This window comes from Algoriphagus winogradskyi, from assembly GCF_900182815.1.
GTDB classification, from domain to species: Bacteria; Bacteroidota; Bacteroidia; order Cytophagales; family Cyclobacteriaceae; genus Algoriphagus; species Algoriphagus winogradskyi.
The window spans coordinates 79,927-104,226 of record NZ_FXUA01000003.1 but is presented as its reverse complement, the minus strand read 5'-3'; the positions used below and the strand labels follow the sequence as shown (position 1 = coordinate 104,226).

The following is a 24,300-nucleotide window of genomic DNA, read 5'->3' as shown; positions in this document are numbered from 1 at the left end:
TATGATTCCTTTCAACAAACCGTATATAACTGGGCTAGAACTGGCCTATATTGAAGATGCGGTAGCGTCAGGCAAACTTTCTGGCAATGGGAAATACACTCGTTTAGCCCAAAGTTTTTTTGAAGAAAAATACCAAATTAAGAAAACACTGCTGACGACCTCCTGCACAGATGCTTTGGAGATGGCTGCTATTCTAATTGGAATTGAGCATGGTGATGAAGTGATTATCCCGAGTTATACGTTTGTCTCTACTGCAAACGCCTTTGTGCTCAGAGGAGCTAAAATTGTATTTGCTGACAGTAGAACTGACCATCCAGGAATGGATGAAAGTACATTGAAAGCACTAATCACAGACAAAACTAAAGCTATTGTCCCTGTTCATTATGCCGGAGTTGCCTGTGATATGGATATGATCATGGAGCTAGCTGAGGCACATAATCTCTTTGTGATCGAGGATGCAGCTCAAGCCATAGATTCATTTTACACTTCCAAAAGTGGGAAAAGATATCCCTTAGGTTCTATAGGCCATTTAGCTACGTTTTCCTTTCATGAAACAAAAAACATCTCATCAGGGGAAGGTGGACTGCTTGCTATAAATGACGAGCAATTTGTTAGCCGTGCAGAAATTATCTGGGAAAAAGGGACAAATAGAGCTTCTTTTTTCCGAGGAGAAATCAATAAATATGGATGGGTGGATATTGGTTCTTCCTTTTTGCCTTCTGAGATTACAGCTGCTTTCCTTTGGGCACAACTAGAGCATGTGGCAGAAATTCAGCATAAACGCGTTCAGATTTGGAATCAATACGATTCAAATTTTAAAGGTAAACTAGATTCTTCTGGAATAAAAACCCCAACTATTCCTAGCTATGCTGAGAATAATGGGCATATGTATTATCTCGTTGCTAGAGATGAAGTTCAGCGTGATTACATATTAAAGAGGATTAAAGAGTCAGGGATTTTGGCTGTATTTCATTACTTAAGTTTGCATAAAAGCGAATTTTTCCATGAATGCCATGATGGTAGAGAACTGCCTTTTGCTGATTTATTTTCTCAAAGACTCATTCGTCTACCTTTTTATATGGAATTGACCTTAGCGCAGGTAGACCATATTTCCCAAACTTTATTGGATATAGTATCAGAATATGAGCATTGAAAACCTCGTCTTTCTACCAGATTCTCCATATACAGAATGGATTATTAAGCGATCGGAAAATTTGTTTCCAGGCCTTAATAAATATTTGGTAATTGTAGATGATATCACCAAACCAACAAGATTTACAAATTCTGATATAGCAATAATAGAAAGCAAAAATCTAATAAAAGCTCCGGTATTATTGGATTTATCTTCTTTCAAACGCGTCATTGTAAATTACCATACCCCATTTATCGGACATTTTTTAATGGGTCGAAAGCAAGATTTGAGTCAGGCTAAATTGATTTGGATTATTTGGAGTGGAGATTTGTATAAGCATCCCAGCTTTCTCACTAAAGCTTACACCAGCACTACGCTGGCTGCTTTGCCCCCTGAGAAAACCGTCCAAGCGTGGAAGCAATCATTTCACCATAGAGTACTTCAGGCGATAGGGAAGCCTAATAAGTATACTTTCGAAAAGTCATTTTCTAATTTTGATTTCGTCGCATCGATTTTTGAAAAAGATGTGGAGGAAGCAGAGTCAGTCTTAGGTGTAAAAGCGAAATGGATAAAATTCGCCTTTCTTTCCTTGCAGGAAATGTTTTCGGAGGAATATTTGAAAAATAGACCAGTTTTGGGAAGAAAAATAATGGTTGGCCATTCCGGTTCCCCAGAAAACAATCATTTGGATGTGTACCATAAAATCCACCATCTTTTGCCTGAAAATGAGGTAACCATTTTTAGCCCCTTGTCTTATGGTAACCCTACCTTCATATCGGCTGTAAAGTCTCTAGGAAGGGAATATTTTGGAGATAATTTCGAAACTCTTGAGGATTTTATCCCTCGTGAAAAATACTACCAGAAGCTCGCTGAGGCATCAGTAGCTATTTTCAACCATAAAATTCAACAGGCTTTTGGTAATATTCTAGGACTCATTTTTATGGGGGTAAAAGTATTCCTCAACCCTGAAAACCCTATTTATATAGAGTTGACAAACTCCAAAATCAAAGTTTTTGATTACAACCAAATGACAAGGGATGATTTACTGAATCCCCTTTCACCTGAAGATGTAGAAAACAATCGCTCAACAATCAGCTTACTTTTCAAGGAAGAGCAGATCCGGGACTATTACCGTGATCTCTACATCGCCTGATGACGGTCATCAAAAACATCAAGAATTTGGCATCAGACAGCATGATTTATGGTCTTGCTGGAATTGCTACTCGGGTAATGGGTGTAGTGCTTACACCTCTTTATACACGAGTGTATTCTCCTGAAGATTATGGGGTTTTTGGATTGGTAAATAATGCTTACTCTCTGATTGCCTTGGTTTTGATCCTAAGCCTAGATAATTCCACAGCACGTTGGTTCTATGATACTGAGGAGGTCGGCTACAGAAAGAAGATCATTAGTACCTGGTTTTGGTTTTACTTGATGATATCAATAGTTTTTGCCGTTTTTTTCTTTTTTACGGCTCCTTTTTGGTCTCAGTTTATTGCTTACAATTCCGACGAATCCATACAATACATTCAAGTCCTAGCTTTTTCATTGCCTGTTTCTGTGGCCACTGTGGTCGCTACCAAAGTATTAAGATTTGAAAAGAAACCTAAGAGCACGGTTTTACTGACCTTTTTACAAGCCTTATTTTTGATTATTGCAAATGTGGTCTTCGTACTAGTGCTAAATCAAGGGTTGAAAGGAGCTTTCATCGCCCGGCTGGTAGCCTTCCTTCTAATGGTTCCCTTGTCATTATACTATTTGAAACGTTGGCTACAGCAAATAAAGCTTTCAGATTTTAGCCTTTTGGGAAAAATGATAAAGTATAGCTTGCCTTTTCTTCCGGCGAGTTTATCAATTTGGATTATTAATCTTTCAGCTATTTTTTTCCTAAATGGAAAAGTTTCTGATGAAGACTTGGGACTTTTTCAAATAGCATTCGCTATTGCTGGATTCAGTGGTATCGTGGTCAATGCTTTTCAACAAGCTTGGTCTCCTTTTGCATTTTCCATCATTCACCAGGATAATGCAAAGGCTACCTATGGAAAAATACTTCTGGCTTACTTGCTATTTATAGGGTCTATCACCTTGATGGCTTCCTTGTTTTCGCTGGAGGCACTGATGATTATTGCTACCCCAGCTTACTATGGAGCAGCGACGATCGCCAGTATTTTGGTGTTTAGTAGCTTATTTGCAGGCCTTACTAATATTGCGGATTTGGGTTCAGCAATTAGCAAAAAAACGGCTCCCCTAGGGATTGTATATTCAGTTTCTTCAGTCATTTTAATCTTGCTCAATATTTACCTGATTCCTAATTATGGAGTTTATGGAGCTGCTCTTGCCGTTTGTATTTCTCAGTTTTTGACACCTGTTTTTGTGTTTTATTTCTCTCAGAAATCATATCCTATACCTTATGATTTCACCAGGGCTTTTGGATTTATGGTCCTTTTATTTCTTGTAGCTTATCTAGGATTTTACTTTTCTACTAATACTTCCGTAATTAACGCTATTCTTATCAAGCTTGGAACCTTTGGTTTTTTCGTGTTGGTTTCAATTCTGATTTTCAAGCGTGAGTTTTTGTTTTTGAAAGGATTGGTAACCAAACGAATGAGTAATTCCTGATAATGACTAGGGATATGCCAATCAAATGATAGCGATAGTTCAAAAGAAAAAGATTAGTTACCTAGTATCCTTAGACAAGGATAAAAGTCCAGGTGTTTATAAAAAGATAGTAGGGACTTTACAAGGAGTTGAACAATCTGGGTATATCTCTGAACTGGTGATCAAGGATACTAATCCAGGGTTTTTAGCCCAATTTGTAGAAGCTATAGACAGTTTTGATGGCGAAGTATTAATTATTCGCTCGCTTTGTCAGTATAATTTTTATTTGATTCCAGCACTGATCAGAGCCAAATCTCGTGGCAAAAAAGTCATTCTAGACATTCCAACTCCAAATGTGGTTGCCTTTAAGGAGCTTTACAATACAAATACTAGCTGGCTAAGAAAATTTAAAGATGTGAGCTACCTGGCACTATCAGGTCCAGTACCTTTTTGGTTTTCAACCAAAATACTGCAATATGCCCAAGAAGGTAGTTGGTTTGCTTTAGGGAATCACAAAAGAACATTGCTGGTTGGGAATGGAATTAATGTGGCTGCCATTCAGGAGAGAAAGCAAGCTCCTTTATTCGACGGAACCTGCTTGAATTTGGTATGTGTCGCTTCGCTGAATTATTGGCATGGAGTAGATCGATTGATAAAAGCCATGGCGATTTTCAACTCTGAGGATTATCGCCTAAAAATTCATTTAAAAATTGTGGGCAATGGAGCCGTATTGACTAGCCTCCAAGAATTGGTAGAGGAATTGTCCATGCAAAAGTATATACAGTTTTTAGGATTTCTAGATGGAGAAAATCTATACCAGGAATATGAAGCTGCTCATCTGGCGGTTGGTTCTCTGGCATTGTTTAGGAAGAATCTCAACTCCGCCTCCGAACTGAAATCAAGAGAATATTGTGCGGCAGGGATTCCTTTTATAGGGGTAGGAGATGATCCTGATTTTCCTCCCAATACTCCTTTCCGGACACAGCTTCCAAATCGTGAAAACATCAATGATTTAACGGATTTCTTTAGAAATTTCAATCCAGACTGCCTTTCATATTCTCCAAATCAACTCAGAAAGTTTGCCTGGCAAAATTTGGATTTTTCGGTAAAAATGAAAGAAATACTTAACGCAGTAGGGGATTGAAGTCAAAAACCTTGATTTTACTTACACAGAAATTCCCTTTTGAATCCGGTGAAGAATTTCTGGCTACGGAACTGACTTACCTACAAAAAGCCTTCGATCAAGTAATTATTATCCCAACCTCTGTAAGGGATTTTACAGAGCCCAGACCTACAGGAGACAATGTTGCTATTAGAATAGTAAAAAACCCTAAGTCAGTGAAGAAGGTTGCTTTTGCTTTTTTCAGGAGTCTTTTTTTAACACTTCCATTACTAGTATCAGAATTAAAAAACTCCAATTGGAATTGGAAATTATTAAAGTATTTCACTTACCATATTCCCTATTCACTTCTTCTAAAATCAATTATTTCTAAGGAATTGAATTCGGTTGATGAGTTTGTTCTTTATTCCTATTGGATGGATACTAATGCCTTTGCAGCTTCTCAATTAAGAAAAGAGAATCCTGAAATAAAGCTAATTGTAAAAAGCCATGGCGGTGATTTATACAATGAACGTCAGGAATCTGGGGAAGTGGCTTTTAGGAAATCGGTGTATGACGCTGCTTCTTCATTGCTTTTTATTTCTGAGCATGGGCTAAACTATGCCAAAGCACTTTCACCTATTAATGCTTCCAAAATGAAGCTATTCAAGCTTGGGGTGGATAACTTCGGGTATACTAGTCTAGTAGATTTTCCTACCCATTTTCATGTGGTTACCTGTTCCAGTTTAATCCCCCTCAAAAGGGTAGACCTAATCGCTGAGGTGCTGAACCATTCTAAACTTCCCATCCATTGGTCTCATTTTGGAGGAACTAGTGAAGCGATAACTAACTTGAAAAATAGACTCCCAGTACTTAGAAATGACCTTAAAACCAATTGGAAAGGGAAAGTACTAAATGAGGAATTGCATGACTTTTATGCTTCACATTCTGTGGATGTATTTATTAACTTAAGCTCCTATGAAGGCATTCCTGTCACTATAATGGAGGCCGTTTCCTTTGGAATTCCTGTTTTTGCTAATGCAGTCGGGGGAATTCCAGAGATAGTACAACCTGAAACAGGTGTATTGATAGAGGATGGATTATCAGCCAAAGTGATAGCTGCCAAACTTGATGAGTTTTTACTCAGTGGGATTACAAAAGATGAACACTTTAGAAATAACATAAGGTCATTTTGGGTACAGCATTATTCAGCACAGCATAATCATACGCAGCTTGTTAACCATTTACTATCTAATTCATTCACTCTTTCAAATAAGCTGGATTGAAGAAGGTACTTCTAATTTCCAATTATTTTTCACCCTGTACGCTGACACCCTCTCAGCGTATTACTTTTTGGGCTCGCAACATGCATCGGCTTGGCTATTATCCTACCGTCGTTACTAGAGAGTGGACTTCCGAAACCCGTTCACATCAGGATACAAAGGTTAGACTTGGAGATAGGGTAAGGCATGAGGTATTTGATACGCATGAGGTTTATTACCTTCCTTTTCGGCCGGGTATATTGGACAAAGCGTATTTAGCTTTTGGCGAATCTGTATTTCGTCCACTCTTTTTGCTGGTAAAACTCTTAGATGTCTTCTTAGCGCGTTTCACCTTGAAATTCACCTCTTTTTCAAATTTCTTACCTTTTCTAAGCAAACGACTTGAAGAAGAAACTTTTCATTCTGCTATCATTTCGGGTGAGCCTTTTTACTTGTTTAGAATAGGTTACTCACTTAATAAAGCTTATGGTCTCAATTGGTATGCAGATTACCGAGACGACTGGAGTACGAATGAATTGCAGATGCAAAAAGTAGGTGGTGGGGTGCGGAAATGGATAGCTAATGTAGAAGCAAACTATGAAAAGAAATGGGTGGGAACGGCATCTGCTATTATTTCTGTAAGCCAACTATATACAGAAAGAATTGCAAATTTCCTCGGTAAGAAAGGATTCACTATTGAGAATGGATTTGAAGATGAATTGTTAAGCCTTCCTCTTCAGCCATGTGCAAACGAATTTACTATTACCTACAGTGGGGTTGTCTATCCATCTCAGGATGTAACGAATATTATCGCTGCTTTGCAGTTAGCACATACTGCAGGAAGACCATTTCAGCTAATTTTCCTGGGGGCTGGCTATGATGTAAAAGAACGAAAACGGATAGAAAGCTTGGTGCCGGAGGAATTGAAACGCTACGTCAAAGTCACTACAAGATTGCCAAGGGAAGAAGCTATTATTGCTTTGCAGAAATCCCATGCTTTTTTGGCTATGGCCTATGGAAACATGAAGGGTATCCCAAGCAGTAAATTGTATGAATACATGGCCCTGGGGAAACCAGTATTGCTTTGCTCAACTGATCATGACATCATGGAGCAAATGCTGACTGAAGTGGAGTTAGGTTTCTTTGCTAATTCAGCAGAAAAGTGCTTGGAGCAAATTGAATTGATTCGGGAATTGTATGCATCAGGAAGAGCTCTTGCATTAAAGGAATCCTCAAAGTCAAAAATTCAAAAGTATTCTAGATTTAATCAGCTACAACAAATCAAGGAGGTGATAGGTGAATAGCCAGGGGTTAGCCATTTCATCCACCCGAACTATTGGGAAAGCGGGATTAATTCTATTCGTTTTCTTAATTTCCTGTTCTAAACTGATCAGTTTACCCTTGGACAAAGCTGCCATGCTGGGCGTGTTAGCCTTACTGGTATTCCATCAAATTTTTATGGGAAAGGCAATTTCTACTAACCTTCTTATTCCAATCGTTGGGTTAGCTTCTTACTTTTTGCTTCCATATTTATTAAACCTTCCAGATTCTTCCTTAATCATATTCTTTCCGGTCCTCGGATTATTCTTTGCTGGCTTGGCTGCTGAAGAGGAAGGTTTCTTGGATATCCTGTATTGGGCATTATTTCTTCATATCTGCATAGGTATTTTGTATGTGTTTAGCAGTTATTTGGTTGGCTTGAACTCCCATGTACATCCAATGTATGACAAGGGATTACCCTTTCTCCATGCGGCCAAAGGATTGACTACTACCGTACAATCGTATGGAACACTGCTGATTAGCTGGTTTTTGATTTACTATTGGAAGAAGGAAAATAAGCAAGACAGTAAGTTGGATTCCTTAGCCTTTTGGGTAGCTATTCTTGGGCTAATGCTAACGTTCAACAGGAACACATTCGTGATTTTCTACCTCATCCTATTCTTCAAGCACAGGAAAATATTCATTCTGACTGTCGTATTCGCTGCCTTATTTTACATCTATTATTTTGAGTTCATCAATAAATTAATCTTTAACGTAAATACGCTGAATTCACGAGCAGACCTGCTCCAAGCTTTCAGGATTTCCTTTTTTGACTTTTCTAGCTGGAAAGAATACCTCATCGGTCATGGTAATAATATGGTGGACGATGTCATTGCAAGAACTACTGTTTACCGCACAGGTTATATTGAAAATGGAACTTCTATGCTTCTCTATACCTACGGATTCATTGGGTATATGGCATATTTGGCAGCCGTGCTACTTATGTCAGTTCTCTTCTTCATCAGAAATAAAGTGTTCTACGCAGCTATGTTTTTCTACATATTTATCATAGCACAGCAGTTTACGCATGAATTTTATGCTACCACACTTTATTTGATGATTACTGTTTTCCTTATCATTTTAAATTCAAAATCTACCAGTGCCACAGAAGATCGTATTCTTTCACCTTCTTAATAATTTCACAGGTAGTCCGCAGATCTTGTCCAGTGTGATCAATACTGCCAAACAAGATGGATTTGAAGTGAAGTTATATACCAGTAATACGGAAGGGTTTTTATCTGATTTGGAGACTGAGACTAACTTTTATCGTAGATCTGAGCATAAAATCCTGACGCTTTTCTCCTTCTTTTTCAGCCAATTCTTATTATCCATTAAACTTTTGGTAAAGAATAAGAGAGCTGATGGCATCTATTACATCAATACGATCCTGCCTTTTGGAGCTATTATAATGGGAAGATTGTTGGGCAAAAGAGTGATTACCCATGTACATGAATATGAAATTAGCCCCAAACTTCTAAGCAATTTTTTGTTTTGGGTGGTTCGCACATTTTCCTCTGAAGTAATTGTAGTCTCCAGATTTTTACAAACCAACCCTAAATTGAGAGGGGCAAAGGTTCAAGTCATTTACAATTGCGTCACCAAGGAATTTGAAACTAAAGCCAAAAATACTACGAAGAACCCGAAGGCGTTTGAAGTATTGATGCTGGCTTCTTTGCGACCATATAAAGGTATATCTGAGTTTGTGACACTTTCCAAGCAAATGCCTGCTGTGAATTTCACATTGGTACTGAGTGATGACAAACGCGAAGTAGATCGGTTTATAGCTAATGAATCCTTACCTGTGAATATTCAAATATTCCCAGTAAATAGGGATGTACATTCTTTTTATGCAAATGCTTCTTTAATTTTGAACCTTGCTCATCCCGATAAATGGGTGGAGACCTTTGGGATGACTATTCTGGAAGGAATGCACTACGACCTTCCTGCCATAGTGCCAAGAGTAGGAGGGATTACAGAATTGGTCAAAGATGGCGTAAATGGATATCAGATCAATTATAATGAATTGTCCGAAATTGTTTCGGAAATAAATAAGATGGTTGCTGAGCCTACATATTGGAAGAAGTTAAGTGAAGGCGCAGCGATCGAACGGAGAGGATTTTCAAGAACGATTTTTGAATCAAAAATCTCAAAACTATTTCGACCGTGAAAAAAATACTGGTATTTTTTGTAGCCTGGTTGGCTTTTGGAAATTGCGCACAAGCACAACTAAGTGGGCATTTCACCTCTTTCGAGGATTTCGGAACTATGCTTCCAAACAAAACTGAGGTGAAGGCATGGAGAAATGAATCCCTTATCTTGCCTTTCTTGATTAATGGCGATTCCACCAAAGTGCTCAATTTTGAGATAAAAACGGATTCAAAAAAAATCAAGTCTGAGCTGGTTCAGCTGCATTTAGTAGAAGGAGATATCTCTGGAGGTAACTGTGGCGCTACCAAAAAGAAAGGGACTTTCGTGAAAAAAAGATTCCCTGATCGAGCAGAGTTCATCAAAGGAAGCTCCTTTGTGCCTGATAGCACTACTTCATATGGGCTGGTTAAAATAGAAATTCCGGATAATCTAAAACCAGGTAAATATCCACTGGAACTTACATTTGATCAAAATGGGAGTACGCTGAAAATAGAAGCACTAATAAATGTTATTGGTCGTAAGTTATCGGATTTTTCCTCCCTAGACTACGAAATGGATTTTTGGCAATTCCCACTTTCAATTTCTACTTATTATAAGCTTGATCCTTATTCTGACGCTCACTGGAATAAGATTACAGAAATGTTTGATCACCTCCATGGATTTAATCAAACTGTCGTTACCACTTCAGTTTTCTACGATCTTTACAATACTTCGATCAAGCCTCTGGAGCAAATGATGATTCAGATCCGAAAAAAGAAAGATGGAACCTACACCTATGATTACTCCACCTTTGAGAAATACGTAGAACTGGCATTTTCGAAGGGAATATCTAAGGAGATTGCCGTGCACAACCTTTTTCCCTGGAATCTTACCTATTTTTATTTTGACGAGGAATCGGGTGCTGTGAAAACTTTTAAATCCGAACCGGGAACTGACGCTTACAACGATTTTTGGAATCCATTTTTAGTGGATTTCGCATCCTATCTTAAATCAAAAAACTGGATGGATAAGACCGTTTTTTGGGTAGATGAAAGGGATATTAACAGCACTGCTCTCTTGGTTAAATACGTTAAAGCAATTGATCCCGCATATAAATTTGGATATTCTGGTAGATTTAGCCCAGGTCTTTCGGAGTTAGTTTTTGATTATTCTCTAGCTAGCAATATTGTCCTTGAACCTGCGAAGCTGGCGGCAAGGAAATCAAAGGGATTTAAGACTACCTATTACACTTCTTGCTATGAAGTTCAGCCAAATATGCTAATGGCGTCTAATTATACCGATATTTACTTCCTGATTATGCTTTCAAAAGCCAGAGGATATGATGGCATGTTGCGCTGGGCTTTTAACTTGTGGTCTCCACAAATCATGAAATCGGCGATATTTTCAGATTTACCATCCGGAGATAGTCATTTTGTCTATCCAGAAGGTCAGGTTTCTTTGAGATATTTGATTATTAAAGATGCCTTGGAGGAAGTTCAGAAAGTAGAAGCCATGGCAAATTCCTCTAAAACTAAAGAACTCTTGAATTCTCATACGCGTTACTTTTTACTGAACATCGAAAAGGACAGGATTAATATGGTGCAAACCATGAAGAATTATTTGAATGATTAAGAAAAAGCTAGCCATCGTAGGCATTGTAGGTGTCCCGGCTAACTACGGCGGATTTGAGACTTTGGTGGAATATCTTCTGGACCTGCTTCCTAGATTCTATGATATTACCATTTACTGCCAGAGCAATAGCTATCCGGAGAAAATGGATACATATAAAGGTGCGAAACTGGAGTACCTTGACCTAAAGGCCAATGGGGTTCAAAGTGTCATATATGACTCAATATCCCTTTGGAAATCAATTAAAGGCTTTGATTACATTCTGGTTTTAGGTGTTTCAGGAGCTATTACCATCCCTTTTATTAGGCCTTTTACCAGTGCCAAAATAATTACACATATAGATGGACTGGAATGGAAGAGAGACAAGTGGGGAGCTTTGGCCAAAAGGTTTTTGAAATTCTCTGAATCATTGGCGGTGAGGTATTCCGACGCGATCATTTCTGACAACAAGCATATCTACGATTATGTGCTCGAGGAATATGGAAAGGAATCACATTTAATCGCCTACGGGGCCAACCATGTGACTCCCGTAGAAACATCCTTGTACCAAAAGAAATACTCGTTTATAAATGAGCCCTATATTTTTACGGTCTGCAGAATAGAGCCGGAAAATAATATTGAACTGCAGCTAAAAGTTTTTTCTGAAAACGATCTTTCCATTCCTTATGTAATCGTTGGTAATTGGAATTCCAGTGAGTACGGAATGAGACTATATGAGGAATATTCGACTAAGAAAAATGTAATTCTATATAACCCAATCTATACCAGTGCAGAGCTCAATGTACTTAGGTCCAATTGCCACTATTACTTGCATGGGCATAGTGCAGGAGGCACCAATCCTTCCTTAGTGGAAGCCATGTATCTAGCCCTGCCTATTATTGCCTTCGGTGTAAATTACAATAGAGAAACTACTTTTAATAGAGGTATTTATTTCGCTGATGCTGAAGAGCTTCTAGAATTGTTAAAGTGCTTGGATACCTTTGATAGAGATTTGATTTCCAAGGATATGTATAAACTAGCCCGTAAAAACTATTCTTGGAAGGCTATAAATAAGAAGTACGTCAACATGTTGGAATCACTTTGATGTTGAAATACTATTTCTGGATTCTAAGTGGTTTAGTGGTCCTGTTGTGTTCCACAAACTCCTTTTCTCAAACTATTCCAGCTGGATTTCCAGTGTTGGAGGAAAGTCTGAGAAGGCAGCAACTATTAGGTGTAGAAGAGTTAAAAGACTTTTCCTTGGGATTAAGGCCTATTGTGAGTCTTAATCAAAATCGTTTCTATACTCAGGACTCCGTCCCATTTGTTGAAAAAAAGGTCCATTTGGAACTCTTGCCTGTACTGAGCACTTCCGTGTATAATTCCAATAGGCCATTTGGATGGGGGAATTTTAGCATGATGAATAGCGCTGGTGCCCAGACGCTACTTTCGCCAGGCATTTATGGGAAATTATTCTTTTTGAAATTTCAATTCAGACCAGAATTTGTCGCTAGTCAAAATAAGGCTTATCAAGGTTTTGGAGAGAATTTTTCAGATAATATTCTATTTGCACGATTCAGATACTGGAATTTCGGAGATCATCCTGAGCGCTTTTCCGAAGATTATAACTCCTTTGCCTGGTGGGGACAATCGTATGTTAGTTTAAATGCGGGGCCTATAGCTGTAGGTGCTTCCACTGAGAATATTTGGTGGGGCCCAGGTCAGTTTAATGCACTTATTTTTAGCAACAATGCGAGAGGGATGGAGCATCTCTTTCTAAGAACAAGTCGCCCAGCCAATATATTTATAGGCAAACTGGAGGCTGAAATAATTATGGCACGGGCAAATGATTCGGGAATATTGCCATCTCAAAATCAGGGTCTCAATGATGTATTTGCCACGCCTTTTCGAGGGGATTGGCGCTATGTAAGTGGGGTTTCCATTACATACCAACCTGTGTTTTTGCCGAATTTCTTCGCTGGATTTAATAGAACTTTTCAGCAATACAATGAAGATGTGACAAATGACTTTAGAGGCAGGATGCCTGTTTTGGAGCCTTTTCAAAAAGTGAAGCTATTTAGCAATAATAACACGGTAGTTTACGACTCCAAAGGCCAAGATCAACAGATCTCCTTCTTTTTGAGGTATTATAATTCCAAAGGTAATTTCGAAGCCTATGCTGAGTATGGCAAACAGGATCATAGCTACAATTGGAGAGAATTTATATTAAACCCCGAGCATGCTAGAGCCTACCTGTTAGGTTTTTCTAAACTTTTTAAAACCTCTACCAAAGGACAGTATTTTCAAGTGAGAGGGGAGATAGTCCAGCAGGCAGAATCGGTAAACAGGTATGTAAGATATCCCCAACTCAATACCCTAAATACCAGCTGGCATACACACTATCAAGTGCGGGGATTTACAAATGAAGGACAGTCCATGGGAATAGGAATTGGGGTCGGAGGAAATGCCCAAATTTTGGAAATTTCAAAGATTTCAAATTTGAATAAAATCGGACTTTTGTTTCAGCGAATTGAGAATCATCAGGATTTTTTCAATAGAGTCTTTGCAGACAACCCCGATAAGTATCCCTGGATAGATTTCAGTATGGGAGTTTTAGTAGATCATCAGTGGGATAGGTTTATTCTAAGCAGCAAGGTTCAAGTCAACCAAGGCCTAAATTACCAATGGCAGAATGCGCCTAATACAACTAGAAATTATCCTTCTGGTCAGAAACTTTGGACATTTTCCGGCACTTTAAATCTAATCTATCAGCTACACAGGTAGATTACTTAAGCAAAATTTATAATCAATCAAATTCTGTTAGTTTTGCTGTCAAATTGGAGTGAGTAACTTTGGTACTCATTACAAGCGAAATACAAGTTTAGGAACCCTACTGAAACGTTTTTCCAGTAGGGCAGCACAGAGTTATCCTTCAGAAGCATATATTCCATTTGCGAAGAGCGTGCATAGAATAGAGGTCATGACAAATCTTGAGTTTATAAGTGATTAATCAGTTATAAAACTCAGTTATATAGAATATTAAGAAACTATGAGTAAAGAGTTGAATGAAGTGAAAATCGGGATTATCGGTTTAGGATATGTGGGGTTACCATTGGCTGTAGAGTTCGCTAAAAAATATCCTACAATTGGATTTGATATAGATTCAAAGCGAGTAGGAGAGCTCAATGCCGGCAAAGATAAAACACTGGAAGTAGAAGACGATTTACTGAGTTCTGTCACAGTAACTAACTTTTCTGAGAAAAACCCGAAGGGATTACTTCCCACCGCTCAATCTGCAGATTTAGCAGATTGTACAGTTTATATAGTAACTGTACCTACTCCTACCGATAAGCATAATCGACCTGTACTCACGCCAATGCTTAAAGCATCGGAGAATATTGCACAATACTTAAAAAAAGGCGATGTAGTGATCTACGAATCAACCGTTTATCCGGGAGTTACCGAAGATGAATGTGTGCCTTTACTCGAGCAAATATCAGGATTGAAATTCAATGAAGACTTTTTTGCAGGATATTCTCCTGAGCGAATTAACCCCGGAGACAAGGAGCATACGGTTGCAAAGATTCTGAAAGTAACCTCAGGATCTACCCCCGAAATTGCTGAATTTGTAGATCAGTTGTATCGCACAGTTATAACTGCCGGTACCTACAAAGCCTCTTCTATTAAAGTAGCAGAAGCGGCGAAAGTGATTGAAAACTCTCAAAGAGATATCAACATCGCTTTTGTAAATGAACTTTCAAAGATTTTCAATCTATTAGGTATAGATACCAACGAGGTCCTTGAAGCCGCTGGTACAAAATGGAATTTCTTGAAATTTAAACCAGGCTTGGTAGGAGGGCACTGTATAGGAGTGGATCCATTTTACTTGGCCCAGAAGGCTCAGGAAATGGGATATCACCCTGAAATCATCTTGGCTGGTCGACGCCTAAATGACAGCATGGGAAAGCATGTCGCTACGGAAGTGATCAAATTGATGATGCGAAAAGATCTCAAAGTGATTGATGCTCATGTTTTGATTCTGGGTTTTACCTTTAAAGAGGACTGTCCTGATGTGCGTAATACACGCGTGATCGATATTTACCAAGAACTCAAAACTTACGACATAAATGTCGATGTGTATGATCCTTGGGCAAACCCTATTGAAGTTAGGCATGAATATGGCATCGATATTCTGTCGGGTACAAACGTGCCTAATCTGACTGAGTATTCGGCGATTATTCTCGCTGTCGCCCACAAAGAATTTGCTAGTCTGGAGATTCAGAAATCAGACAGTCAGGTGGTCTTTGATGTAAAAGGCATTTTGGACAAAAAACTTATAGATGCACGACTATAATTCCATTTTATAGCTTAAATTAATTTTGCAATCCCCTTATCCTGTATATGCTTATATTTGAAAGCCAAGACACCACAATGGGCTATTAATGAACCAATTAGTTAGCAGGTATATATCGTTCAGTATTATTTCCACCTTCCTCTGGATAAGTAGTATTCTTTTCCTGATTTTACCAAGCTCAGTGAAGGGTCAGGTATCTATTTCTAGAGAGGGTTATCCTTACTGTGAACCGTTTATCGGGACTATAAATGATATTAAAAGACCAGATGTTACACTTTTTGGTAATGGTAGCGGTCCTGGTAATTTAGCTACCGCACTTACTGGACAGTCTATTAGGCTTACGGGAAATAACCAATATCAGGATGGCTATGTATACCTTGATTTGCCCTTCTCTCCAGAATATGGTATTCAGGTTTCTTTTGAATACTTAAGTTATGGTGGTGATGGTGCTGACGGGATTGTGTTCTTTATGTTTGATGGGGCATATGGCGATTTACCACCGTCCCTACCTTTTAACATTGGAGGGTTTGGAGGATCATTAGGTTATGCTCCACGAATCGAAGGAGCTGTGACTCACCCCGGATTATCTGGAGCTTACATAGGCGTTGCACTAGATGAATGGGGTAATTTTATCAGCTTGGAGTCTACGCCTCCAAATAAACCAAATGGATTAGGACCAAACCCAAAACTCCCTGGGTTTATGAGATATCCTCATACTGTCGGAATTAGAGGTCCGGAAATTGATGACTACAAGGTCTTCGATTACGAAGAAGTTAATATAGCGCCAAGGCCTGTTGCTGACCAATTTCCTATTGATACAGGACCTTTTCCTGGACTTACCTGCGCAGACCCTGAATATAGAAAGGTATATGTCAATCTCTCTCCACGTCCTGATGTAGGCTATGATTTGACAGTAGATATCAGGGTAGGAGGTACGGTATATCGGGTTATTGGCCCAACCCACTATAATTTTGACGCACCTGAAAACATTAAATTAGGTTTTTCTGCAGCTACAGGTGAAAACAAAAACTTCCATGAAATTCGAAATCTGGCAGTCGATGTATCTAAAGTTGAGGAAGCTCAAAGACCAGTTGCCTCCGATGAGTTTTATAGAACATGTGTCGATGAAGAGCTTGAAATATTTATAGATGTAGATCTTAAAAGTTCTGATAAGGCTTACATTAAATGTATTCAGCTCTATGAGGATGGTTTGGACCTAAATAACCCATCAGCACCTTGGAATACTTTTTCATCAGACATTGATCATACCCAATGTGGTCTAACCCCGATTTGCGAGTCCTGTATCAGTGATTTGGATCCGATTCCAACAAGCTTAGGGACTTTCGAAGCTACAATTGAAGACTTAAACGACGGCAATTTTGATGATTTGCGTGATAGGGTTCAGGTAGTTTTTACCCCAAACGCAGGTGCTACCGGAAGGTCTAAAATTTATTACACGGTGACTGATAGCTACGGCTTAACTTCTAAGCCAAAAGAATTAGTCGTAATCATTAACCCAATTCCTGAATTCCTTTCTGATCCTGTCATTGAACTTCCGACTTGTGATGGTCAAAATGATGGAAAAATTACAGCGGAAGTTGGGAATTTAGTCCCAGGATTTGAGCATTTCTGGTTATACACAAATACTGCTGGTGTTGAGACTAACCTGGGAGAGGGTGTCGTTATTGGTAATGTAGTAAGTGACGGGGATGCAGTTACCTTTGAACTGGATGGCATTAACCTAGGTGAATATGTACTTGTCATCAGAAATCCCCTCGAAGATGGATCAGGTGGTTATTGTGAGGACAGGTTAGCAGTTCCGATAATAGAAGATGAGCTAGGTACCCCGGTCACGGTGGATGAGGATACTTTTGTAGTCTGCGAAGGGGAAACAGTAACTATTGTGCCTCAAGTAGATCCTATTTACCTTAATGGAGCCACCCCGAAATTTTTATGGTATAAGGATGCAGGAAAAACTCAACCAATAGTTTCAAATCCAGGCACTCCTGCTGCAGATGGTTTTATCTATGAAATTAGTGCCTCTGGAAATTTGATAATTGAGGGCTTACTCTCCCAGGCAGGAAATCCTTTCACCTATAATTATTATGTAGAGCTGGAGGAGAACCGTTCCGGAAATCAAAATTTTTGCTCCATTTTGGGAGATTTGGAAATTGCAGCTACCGTCACCGTGCATCCCGCTGTCACAAATGATCCACCTATAGTGCAGAATGATTGGTGCTTGGGAAATATGGGAAGTATTGAAATTGTCTTCAGAAGAGGAAACGAGGTCTTGAATGAATACACGCTCTTAGATGAAAGTGGGAATGAGCTAAGACCAGTTCAGTCTACCGGACTTTTTGAAGGCTTGTCCAAAGGTAACTATACTGTCGTTGGTACCTCACATAATCCTGATTGTGAGCAGAGCTATGATTTTGAAATTCTAGGCCCTGACAATACCTTAGAATTAAATGTAACTGCATATTCAGATCCTAGTTGTGAACTGGATAATGGATCTATTTCATGGATGGTCGAAGGCGGCAATGGGTCCTATGAATTTGTTTCTATCACGGGCTATCCTGAGGCTACTCCACCAGCAGTAACTAAAGTCGGAGATGATGTTTTTGAAGTCACCAACTTGGTTTCTTCGGCTTCTCCATATACACTCACACTTACTCTAAAAGATGCACAAGGATGTGAGATAAGTTCTGATCAAACGATATCTCCTCAAATTTTGCCGGTCTTTGAGGTTTTCAATGCCACGGTATGTCTTGGACAGACTGCTTCTCTTGGGGTTAATACTCTTGTCGCTGGAACTCCAAGTCTTCCTACCCAATACAAATGGTATTCAGACCCAACTGCTACCCAAGAAATCGGTGGGGCAAATCCTAATCCTTGGGGAATCACCTTCACAGTTGACCCTGCAAATGGTACTTTAACTGCCTCAAATTTCCCGGATTCTGATGTCTTGCAAACATTTGAGGTTTATTTCAAACCTTCAATTGATCCTGTAAGTGTATCCAGCCCAGTAGTGTGTGATTTGCCGATTTTGCCAGCCACAATTACTGTAAATCCACTTCCGATTATAGAAATTGTCAGAGCTCAGTCAGCTTCCTGTTTTGGAGGTAGTGATGGCCTGATAGAAGTAAATGTAACTAACGGAAGCCCTTCAGATTTTGAGTACATGATCGACGGATTGACAGGGTATCAGTCCAGTCCTCTATTTAATACTGGAATTACTGAGGGTGATTATACGATCAGAGTAAGAAATACTGCCACTCAATGCGAAAATACCATTGAGGTGCAACTGGTAGACCCGGAGCAACTCATCTTAAATGTGACTCAAGAAGTAGATCCTTCTTGTGGTATTGATAATGGGCAGTTGGCATTTGAAGTTTCTGGAGGAACCCCTCTTGCAGCTGGTGGCTACACCATTACTATCAATGGGACTGCTCTAAGTACATTTAACCCTACTGAATCAACTCCAAATTCATTTCTTATAGAGAATCTTCCGGAAGGTACTTATACTATACAAGTCCAGGATAAAAATGGCTGTCCAGTTGAGCAGAGTCCTGACTTAATAGCTCAGATTTTACCTGAATACACACTGGAAGATGATGAAATCTGTATAAATGAATCAACCTCAATTATTCCAACTCAAGTAAACCCTGGTACTCCAAACGCAGTTCCGGTTTTCCGCTGGTTTAAAGACGCAGGAGCAACTGATGAAATTCTAACTGGTGATGATTCCACACTTGGGATTACTTTTAATGTCAACTCAGGCAATGGACAACTTGATGTAAGTAATATTGCTTCTGCCGCTACCTACACGTTTTATCTAAAGCCTGACATCCTTAATAATTGTCAGCTGGATCCTATTCCTGTCACCTTAACTGTTAATCCAATACCAGCGACGGAATTTGAACCTGTTTCTCCATTATGTTTTGGAGATGCGAGCGGAAGTCTTTCACTGGTTTCTGGTGGATCGCCTGATTACTCTTATTCGATTCAAGGGAATTCCGCCTCATTTGATCCATCCTCAAATTCCTTTACAGGTCTACCAGCCGGAGATTATATCATTGAAGTGAAAAATGAGCTTACAGGATGCCTGCAGCAAATCACTAAAACAATTGAACCTACCCCCGAGCTAGTTATTACCTTAATTTCTCAGGAAGACCCTACCTGTGGAGCAGCTAATGGGGTTATTTCATTTGACCTCCAAGGAGGTACTCCTTCCTATGCCATTACAATTAACAATCTTCCACTGGCTGATTTTAATATATCTGAGGCAGGCACGGTAATAACCGTATCCAAGTTGGAGCCTGGGCAATATGATATCAAGGCAGTAGACAGCAATGCATGTGAGAAGCAGCTTCCATTAATCACTTTGACCAACAATGATGGAATAGAAATAGAAGTTACTCCGACAACACAAGAGATTTGTGCCGGTGTATCAGCTGTACTGATTCCCGACATTATAGCACCTCCTGGGGCCGCTTATACTTTACGATGGTTCAAGGATTCTAATTACAGCCAAGAAATTCTTTCAGGAGATCAAGATGGAGCTACAAGCTATACAATACTCCCAGACTTTAGCCTTTCCGTGGCTGGACTTACCACGGGCAACTATTCATATTATGCTAGATTAGGTGGGGTAGATATCTGTTCCGTAGACTCTGAGGCTAGCGTGGAGGTATTGGCTCCGCTTGCAGCGACCTTGGCCCCAACTCCTGTTATCTGTTTTGGAGATGCTAATGGTACTCTTCAAGTGGAGAATTATAGTGGAGGAAGCGAAACTTTTGAGTTTAGTATAGATGGGAATAACTGGCAGTCAGAGCCTTTGTTTGAGAATCTTCCGGCTGGTGATTACACTCTTACCATGCGTGATTCTAATCAAGCAGCCGGTTGCTTGTTTACTGAAGATTTTGTTATAGATACACCTGCAGGGCCTATTGCATTGGATAATTACAATACCTTTGCGGCCAGTTGTGGACAGGATAATGGGGAGATTTTTGACGTTATTATTTCTGGAGGATGGGGTAATTACACCCATCAATGGACCAAAGATACTCCTACAGGAGCGCCAGTTTCCGGTACTATTTCTAAAGTGGAAAACCTCGCTGCGGGAACTTACTTCCTTACCGTAACTGATGCTGAAGGCTGCTCAGAAATCTTTGAATTTGAAATAAAAATAGCTCCGGATCCAGTGTATACCATCACTCCACCCGCTCAGGTATGCTTTGGAGAGCTAGTGAGCCTTGAAGCGGTACACATGCCAGGGGATCCTAATGCCCCTTCAGCGAGAACCAATATTGCTTGGTATAAAAATCCAAATCAAGGTGGTTTAATCAAAGATGGTCCAGACCCGGATAATCCGTCTATCAACTATACCATTATAGTTGATCCAATTAACTTTGTGAACTCAACTCTTGAAATTGATGGCCTCCCAGCTGGAACATACACCTACTATTTATTTGTGGAATGTACAGGAGTAGAAATACCGGTTACATTCAAAGTATCTGAATTCCCTAAACTCACTTTTACAGGAGAAAAAGAAAGCTGTTTTCAAGCTGCAGATGGTAAAATCATAGTTTCCGGAGATGTAGAGCCTGGTATGTTATTCCAAATCGGAAGCACATCCTATACTGCTACAGAATTAGCAGCGGCCACTTTTGCTCCTGGAGATTACGATATCGATGCCCAAGGAGCTGTTTGTTCTCAGATATTTTCAGTTAGCATCGAGCCTGCTTTGGAAATTAAGGCTTCTCTAGTGGATTCCAAAAATGCTGCCTGTGGATTGAAAGATGGATACCTGAGCTTTGAATGGGAAGGCGGAACTGCTCCATATAACATTTCTCTTACCTCTTCTGATGGTACCGAACTTACACAAACTACATCTGACCTGACCTATACCTTTGATCAATTAGGTCAAGGCACTTATACCTTTGGTATTACCGATGCAGAAGGTTGTCTTTATACCTTGTCCTCGCCAGTTACTGTAGATAATGGCCCGTCCGAGGTTATAGTAGATCCAGTTTATTCTAGCTGCGATGGTAACCCTATTTCCATTACTCCTACGGTAAATCCTGCTAATACGAACGCAATATTTAATTGGTACACAAGCTCAGTCAGCGCTGCCAACCAGATCGCAGATGGCCAGGTAATAAATGGAATAACTTACAACTTGGATAGTAAAGGGAATTTGATTCTAGAGGGAGTAACAGTCAATAATGCTCCATTCAAACTTTGGGTGACTGTATCAGGTGAAGGAATATGCGCAGGCGATGAAAAAGAAGTTTCTATAGAAGTGTTTGGTAATCCTAAAGTTCAGGTGAATCCTATTCCTGAGTTATGCTATGGAGATGGAGGAAGTTTGGAGTTGGATATTCCGAACAATCAGACGCTAGAATTCAGCTTGAACGGAGGTCCGTTTACTTCCTATCCTAATTCTATAATTGAGGGGCTTGCGGTAGGCACCTATTCGTTGAGGGCGCAAAATACGAGCGGCTGTATTGTGGAGGTAGGCAATTTTACAATACTTGGCCCTGCTGCACCATTGGAAATAGAAGGGTTGACTGCCATTGGAGCTACTTGCCTAAGTCCAAACGGTAGGTTGTTTGGAACAGCTACTGGAGGAACTGCCCCTTACAACTTAACTGTAGTAGGATCTGATGGCCCGATTGCATCCTCAGCTATTGTTTGGACTGGTAATGATTTTACAATCGATAATCTACCACTAGGTTCCTACAATATAACACTCACAGATGCCAACCAATGCTCGGTGGAGGAAGATGGTCTTTCCATCACAAATGAGCCGCTGAAAGTAGTAACAGATGATCAAACCATCTGTGAAGGTGATATAGCAATACTTACACCTCGGGTACAGGGCGGTCAGGGTAGTGGTCTTACGTTCTCATGGTTCAAAGACAGCGATGGACTGGATGAAATTCCTCTTGGAAATAGTACTGAAGGAAATATCTCCTATAACCTTACAGCTAAGGGGGTACTCACTATTGAAGGATTGAATTTAGCTAATTCACCGTATAGCTACTTTGCCGAATTGGATCTTAATGCTGCCTGCAGCAGGGATCTTTCAGAAGCTGTAGTCACAGTCAAATCCATTCCTACCTTAAGAACAAGCAACCCTTCGTTAGTTTGCGACCCAACTCAAACAGTTGATCTATCACTTTACATTGATGGATATGACCCAGATACCTATGATTATGAGGTTCTGGATAATGATGGTAATAAAATGAAGGTGGATGAGATTTCTAACGTTTCCGAAACAGGCATATATAAGGTTAGAATGAAGGAGAAAAATTCCGATTGCTACACTGCAACAGAGAGGATTTTGGTTAGAATTGCCGAAGAAGAACTTGTAGCTTCTTTTGAATATGATATCGAAGTAGTGCCTGGTCAGCCAGTCACTAATGCCGAGGTTGGTATTGGGGATGAAGTAATGTTTAAAGATCTTTCCCAAGGTAATCCGGTTCGATGGGAGTGGGACTTCGGTGACGGAAATACTTCCACTGAAGCTTCGCCGTCTCATACATATAACGAAATTGGTACTTTTGTAGTCATACTCAAAACTTGGAATGATCTTGGATGTGAAAGCTCTGAATTAATGGAACTTGAAATTATTGATAGCTTTGATATCAAATTCCCTAATGCATTCACTCCAGACCGTACTGACGGCAAAAATAATTTTTTCTTCCCTAAGCATAGAGGTCTTGCAGAGTTGAAAGTGTATGTGTTCACTACATGGGGAGAACTCATATATGAATCCAATACTTTGGAAGATAAAGGCTGGGATGGCACCTTCCGTGGTAAGCCAGCCATGAATGGGAATTACGTTTACAAAGGAAATTATAGAAGTAGAGGAGGTTTTGAAGGAGAAACTTCTGGTGTTTTTATTTTAATTAGATAATATTGCACTCAAATTTGTTACACATTTATAAATATGAATAACTCAAACCATTTCTCTAGAGCAAATTATGCCTATAGGATACTTTTAATTATTTGCTTTTTCGGATTAATTACTTCCTGCATTTCCAACAAAAAGGTGCTTTATCTCCAGAATGAAGAGAATGATGAAAGTTTGGCACTAGGAAAAAGAATACCTCATCATATGATAGACTATCGTCTTCAGTACAATGACATTGTGGATGTGCATGTGCTGACGAATGATGAAATTCTTCGAAAAGGATTTAGCCTGAATAGTTTTGAAAGCACCCAAACCATGGCAATGCAACCTGGGCAGGGTGGAGGAGATGTGTATTATATGACTGGATACACAGTGGATAGAGATGGATTCATTGATATCCCACTTCTTGGTAAAGTCAACGTAGGTAATCTTACCATTGACGAGGCAAAAGAACAAATAAGAAATGATCTCAAAACCTATATCAAAGGAGACTTTTTTGTGAAGGTAAAATTGGGTGGTATTAGATATAGTGCATTGGGGGAATTTCGTGCTCCCGGAAAATATGTGGTTCTTCAAGATAGAATGACAATCTTTGAGGCGATTGCAAATGCCGGAGATCTTACCGTACTCGCTAATAGAGATCAGATCAAACTTATTCGTCAGTTTGCGGATGGAAGTGAAATCTATGATGTCAATTTGAATGACCGAGACCTTCTTACTAGCGATTTTTATTTCATTCGACCTAATGATCAGCTCTATGCAGAACCACTCAAAGTAAGAGAAGTAGGTGCAGGCGAAAATGCCGCTCAAACTCTTACCTTGCTGATCACACTATTTACTTTTGCAGCCTTGGTGCTAAACCTTACAAAGTAATCCTTA

General features: G+C 39.6%; 14 protein-coding genes. All 14 read left to right on the top strand.

Features of this window, described 5'->3' with window-relative positions; genetic code table 11:
• The first annotated feature begins 1 nt into the window (after position 1).
• The 14 genes from rffA (at position 2) to QOL76_RS08915 (ending at position 24,294) form a co-directional block, all read left to right on the top strand.
• Positions 2 to 1,153 (top strand): dTDP-4-amino-4,6-dideoxygalactose transaminase, encoded by a 1,152-nt coding sequence (gene rffA, locus QOL76_RS08980; RefSeq protein ID WP_283412621.1) that lies wholly within the window; start codon positions 2 to 4, stop codon positions 1,151 to 1,153.
• The gene (locus QOL76_RS08975) at positions 1,143 to 2,285 is read left to right on the top strand and encodes a TDP-N-acetylfucosamine:lipid II N-acetylfucosaminyltransferase family protein (RefSeq protein ID WP_283412620.1); all 1,143 of its coding nucleotides are present in this window, start codon (positions 1,143 to 1,145) and stop codon (positions 2,283 to 2,285) included. The genes rffA and QOL76_RS08975 overlap by 11 nt, the downstream gene beginning before the upstream one ends.
• Positions 2,285 to 3,751: a lipopolysaccharide biosynthesis protein gene (locus QOL76_RS08970; RefSeq protein ID WP_283412619.1), complete on the top strand. Its 1,467-nt coding sequence runs from the start codon at positions 2,285 to 2,287 to the stop codon at positions 3,749 to 3,751. Before QOL76_RS08975 ends, QOL76_RS08970 begins: the two co-directional genes overlap by 1 nt.
• A 25-nt stretch (positions 3,752 to 3,776) precedes the next feature.
• Complete coding sequence (locus tag QOL76_RS08965) at positions 3,777 to 4,874, top strand: glycosyltransferase (protein ID WP_283412618.1); 1,098 nt, start codon at positions 3,777 to 3,779, stop codon at positions 4,872 to 4,874.
• An 11-nt stretch (positions 4,875 to 4,885) separates the two neighbouring features.
• Positions 4,886 to 6,115, top strand: coding sequence for a glycosyltransferase (locus QOL76_RS08960; RefSeq protein ID WP_283412617.1), 1,230 nt, complete (start codon positions 4,886 to 4,888; stop codon positions 6,113 to 6,115).
• A complete protein-coding gene (locus QOL76_RS08955) occupies positions 6,112 to 7,395 on the top strand; it encodes a glycosyltransferase (protein ID WP_283412616.1) in 1,284 nt (427 codons plus the stop codon). The genes QOL76_RS08960 and QOL76_RS08955 overlap by 4 nt, the downstream gene beginning before the upstream one ends.
• 97 nt (positions 7,396 to 7,492) lie before the next feature.
• Entirely contained in the window at positions 7,493 to 8,545 is a 1,053-nt protein-coding gene (locus QOL76_RS08950; protein WP_283412615.1) for a hypothetical protein, read from the top strand.
• The gene (locus QOL76_RS08945) at positions 8,511 to 9,578 is read left to right on the top strand and encodes a glycosyltransferase family 4 protein (RefSeq protein ID WP_283412614.1); all 1,068 of its coding nucleotides are present in this window, start codon (positions 8,511 to 8,513) and stop codon (positions 9,576 to 9,578) included. Before QOL76_RS08950 ends, QOL76_RS08945 begins: the two co-directional genes overlap by 35 nt.
• The gene (locus QOL76_RS08940; RefSeq protein WP_283412613.1) at positions 9,575 to 11,170 is read left to right on the top strand and encodes a glycoside hydrolase domain-containing protein; all 1,596 of its coding nucleotides are present in this window, start codon (positions 9,575 to 9,577) and stop codon (positions 11,168 to 11,170) included. Before QOL76_RS08945 ends, QOL76_RS08940 begins: the two co-directional genes overlap by 4 nt.
• The gene (locus tag QOL76_RS08935) at positions 11,163 to 12,251 is read left to right on the top strand and encodes a DUF1972 domain-containing protein (RefSeq protein ID WP_283412612.1); all 1,089 of its coding nucleotides are present in this window, start codon (positions 11,163 to 11,165) and stop codon (positions 12,249 to 12,251) included. Before QOL76_RS08940 ends, QOL76_RS08935 begins: the two co-directional genes overlap by 8 nt.
• Positions 12,251 to 13,930 (top strand): capsule assembly Wzi family protein, encoded by a 1,680-nt coding sequence (locus tag QOL76_RS08930; protein WP_283412611.1) that lies wholly within the window; start codon positions 12,251 to 12,253, stop codon positions 13,928 to 13,930. The genes QOL76_RS08935 and QOL76_RS08930 overlap by 1 nt, the downstream gene beginning before the upstream one ends.
• Positions 13,931 to 14,195: 265 nt before the next feature.
• A complete protein-coding gene (locus QOL76_RS08925; RefSeq protein WP_283412610.1) occupies positions 14,196 to 15,500 on the top strand; it encodes a nucleotide sugar dehydrogenase in 1,305 nt (434 codons plus the stop codon).
• 88 nt (positions 15,501 to 15,588) lie between these two features.
• Entirely contained in the window at positions 15,589 to 23,424 is a 7,836-nt protein-coding gene (locus QOL76_RS08920; RefSeq protein ID WP_283412609.1) for a PKD domain-containing protein, read from the top strand.
• Between the two features lie 33 nt (positions 23,425 to 23,457).
• Positions 23,458 to 24,294: a polysaccharide biosynthesis/export family protein gene (locus tag QOL76_RS08915; protein WP_283412608.1), complete on the top strand. Its 837-nt coding sequence runs from the start codon at positions 23,458 to 23,460 to the stop codon at positions 24,292 to 24,294.
• Positions 24,295 to 24,300: the final 6 nt, after the last annotated feature.